The organism is Lachnoanaerobaculum orale, from assembly GCF_003862485.1.
Classification (GTDB): domain Bacteria; phylum Bacillota; class Clostridia; order Lachnospirales; family Lachnospiraceae; genus Lachnoanaerobaculum; species Lachnoanaerobaculum orale.
In genome coordinates this window covers 1-3,806 of sequence record NZ_RRCM01000007.1, presented here as the reverse complement: position 1 = coordinate 3,806, position 3,806 = coordinate 1, and the positions used below count along the sequence as shown (strand labels likewise).

Annotated in this window: 3 protein-coding genes; all 3 read left to right on the top strand. The window is 31.1% G+C overall.

The annotated features are described in order from the left end of the window. Positions 1 to 1,054: DUF4280 domain-containing protein (locus EHW90_RS13600; RefSeq protein ID WP_243114028.1), on the top strand; the 1,054-nt coding region annotated here is incomplete at its 5' end. 29 nt (positions 1,055 to 1,083) lie between these two features. Then, positions 1,084 to 2,907, top strand: a complete 1,824-nt coding sequence (locus EHW90_RS13155; RefSeq protein ID WP_124953114.1) for a leucine-rich repeat domain-containing protein — start codon at positions 1,084 to 1,086, stop codon at positions 2,905 to 2,907. Beyond that, positions 2,908 to 3,486: a hypothetical protein gene (locus EHW90_RS13150; protein ID WP_124953113.1), complete on the top strand. Its 579-nt coding sequence runs from the start codon at positions 2,908 to 2,910 to the stop codon at positions 3,484 to 3,486. Positions 3,487 to 3,806 lie beyond the last annotated feature (320 nt).

Below are 3,806 nucleotides of genomic sequence, written 5' to 3'. Positions count from 1 at the left end.
ATTTAAGACATCAGGGCAAACTTCACCAAGCTATGATAATGTGAAAATAAAATATGCTGTAGAAATAGTTGAAGATGAAAAGAAAAATTGGAGACGAAAAAGTGACAAAAAAGATTTTATAGGTTATGTAAAGGTTAAGAATTCAGGTTTATATAACTTCGGTATAGAATTTTATGATATTAAGAGTGGTAATAGCCCCGGAAGTATATTTGTTTATGAAAAAAGTTGGGGAAAGACCAAGTATATAGGTGCATATGAGATAAAAAGTCATGCAGGAAATAAAGAAATGAAATTTCCTGATGATGTATTTCAAATTAATAAAGATAGTTATGGATATGTATCCGATTCATACTATTGGTTCTATTGGATAGATATAATTCTTTATGGAGGCAAAGATTATTATTTTGAAGTCGATTGCCCGGGAAGGGATGGGTTTGCATGCAAGTTGATTGGGAATCAGGATAAAATGATCTCCAATAATATAGGAATGGCAAAATGGACACTATCACCTAAATGTAAAGATTGGTCTACTAAAAATCTAGGCTTTTCTATTATGAAACAGTATATAATATACTTAGATCAAGCATATATTAATATGTTATATTATTCATTATTGGACATTGAATTTAGAAAAGAGGTAAAGGGTAGGACTGAAAACATTATTAAAGGAGCATTAAAGACAGCTGGTATAATTACATTAGGAGCTATAAATGATAAAGTAGGAATAGCTGTTAGTATAGTGGATTTTTTGGCAAATATTTTAGATTCATCTGAGATGCATATATTATGTGAACAGCTTTTGATTAATATTGATAGCAAATATATAAAGCTGATTATACATGAAAAAGATAGCCATTTAGCCACAATTAGAGGTGATGGTGTAGATAAAAGAATAGTTGTATCAGCGTGGACTGACGGTAATACTGCATTAGGAGAAAAGTATTTATGGGGTGAAATACAAATGTATGAAAGACTGGGAATAATGAATGGATTACAAGAAGGTAAAAAAAATGTAGATGATGTGATAATTAATCAGGGTAGTATCGAGCAATGAAGGTACATGATGTATTGAGGGATGTATATATGAAATCAAAATATAAAATTTTTGCGATAATTATAGTTGGAATAATAGCTGTTTTTATATCATATATAGTTTTAAATTTTAGATGGCATTTAGTTTTAAGGGATAATAAAGTTATTGAATATAAAGCAGGGTTATTAGATAAGAATATAAGAAACTTGACTGTATACATACCTGAAGGTACAACAGAAATTATGGAGGATGCTTTTTCAGATTGTAAGAGTATAGAGAAAGTATATATTCCGGAAAGTGTAAAAATAATACATAGAAGAGCATTCATAGGTTGTAAAAATTTAAAAGAAATAAATCTGCCGGAAAGCTTAGAAAAAATAGACAGAGATGCATTTAATGGGTGCACAAGTTTGGAAGTGATAAGAATTCCTGAAAGTGTAGAATATATTGGGGAATCAGCGTTTAGTGGATGTACACCTTTAAAAGAAATATCATTGCCACAATCACTTAAAAAGATAAAAGAGATGACATTTTCTGAATGTAAAAACTTAAATAATATAGAGTTCCCACAAAATATTACAGATATTGAAATGGGTGCATTTATGGGATGTGAAAATCTGGAGGTCGTAAAACTTCCGGACACTTTAAGTCATATAGAAGGTTATGTGTTTTCCGGTTGTAAAGCATTGAGAGAAGTGGAATTACCAAATAATTTAAAATATATAGATGATGCAACATTTAATGGATGCACAAGCCTCTCATCAATATACTTAAGTGATTCTGTTGAGGAACTTGGGTATAATACTTTTGGAGAATGTACTAAACTTAGCGAAATAAATATACCTGACAGTATCAGTCAGGTAGGAGCATATTGCTTTGAAGGTACAGAATGGTATAAAAAACTTCCTGTAGATTCAGAGGGATTAAAATATTATAAACATATATTATTTCAAGCAACTTACAATATGGAAGATGTTTTGGTTCCAACCGAGATTACTGTAATTGCAGGCGGTGCATTTATGGGACATGATGAATTAAAAAGAGTTGTTTTATCAGATAGATTAAAGACTATAGGAGGGTATGCATTTTCAGGGTGCAGCAAGCTTTATAATATAGCAATACCGGAAACCGTGAGATATATCGGTTCATCAGCATTTTCCAATTGTAAAAGCTTGGAAAATATATCAATACCTGAAAATATCACTCATATATATGGCAACACTTTTGAAAATTGTGAGAAATTTCAATATATAGAACTGCCTCAAGGGCTTGAATATATCGGTAAAGAAGCATTTAAAGGTTGTACATTGATAAAAAACACTCTTATTCCAAAGAATGTAAAGCAAATAGATGATGGTGCATTCAGTATGTGTATAAACCTGGAAAATGTAGAGTTTGAGGGGGAACCGCTCTATATAGGAAATTCTTTTTATGACACAAAGTACTATAATAGCATAAAAGAGGATGAGTATAGTTGCAAATATATCGGGAATCATCTTATAGAACTTGTAGATAAAAAAAGAGGAAAGGTTATCATAAAAGACGGAACAGTCAGTATAGCAAATAAAGCATTTTCTCAATCCAAGATAAGAGAAATAGTTTTTTCAAAAGAACTGAAAATGATTGGAGAGTCCGCTCTAGGTCATTGCTATAGATTAGAAGATGTAGAGTTTCCGGACGGGCTGATATATATTTCTAAGCTGTGCCTTATAGATTGCAGAAATTTAAAGAGAGTGTATATACCTAAGTCGGTGGATGATATAGGTGAAAGTATACTCTTAGGATCAGGTAATGTAAAAGAAGTCTTTGTTAGCAAAGAAATAGCGGAGAAGATTGATTTTTATGAGAATGTGAAAGTGAGATACATAGATTAAATGGCAGAAAATTATTATGATAAGCAAATTATCCCTCTAAAAGTAAGGAACTCCGAAGCTGAAGCTATGTCTTTGGATACGGGGTACTATATAGAAGGCAGACTTGAAACTTTTAGCAAAGAACAGTACTTTGATGACTTGTTAAGTATATATATTCCTGAATCTTTTATAGATATGCCGGATGAAATAAAAGAAATAAAATATCCTACAAATTTTAGACCTGAGATAATAAAAACAAACCTTGCCGGAGATGTAAATCTAAGCATTAGCCTTCTTAAAGTCGGTGAAGATATGGAAATAAAAACTTTGGTAACCGATTTTAGAAATCTTCTTGCAAAAGCACATAACGGTATAAAGTTTTTGGAATACGATGAATTTGATAATGACTGCTGTGTAAAAATGTATTGCTTTGATTTTATTATACCAGGAATAGATGAGAGAATATATCATAAAACAGGTTTGGGAAAAATAGGTAGAGAAACAGTACAGGTTATGTTTAATTGTAGGGAGCCATTATCATGGACATGGAAAAAAGCGGTGAATGACATACTTCAAAATATAAAACCGGTAAGAAAGTAGACAGATGGATAGGGAAAAACAAAAAAAAGAATATTTTAAAAGTTTCAGATACAGGTGGCTCAGCGAAAAAATTCGGGAGTATAAAGATTATAATATACAGGGCCTATCTGAAGAAATAGAAAAATTACTGTTAGATTTGACAGAGGAAAAGCGGATATATAAGCTTAAGTATCTTGTATTATTTTTCCTTAATACGAGTATTTATACAAAAAGCTATAAATTTATGCTATATGCCTCAGATGAGGGCTTGTATATAGATAAACCTTTAGGTATCGGATATTGGATTCCGGATTTTATGAAAAAAGATTCCTATAAAATTC

Coding starts and splice junctions, on each gene's coding strand:
- EHW90_RS13155 (WP_124953114.1), top strand. CDS start 1,084: ATGAAATCAAAATATAAAATTTTTGCGATAATTATAGTTGGAATAATA.
- EHW90_RS13150 (WP_124953113.1), top strand. CDS start 2,908: ATGGCAGAAAATTATTATGATAAGCAAATTATCCCTCTAAAAGTAAGG.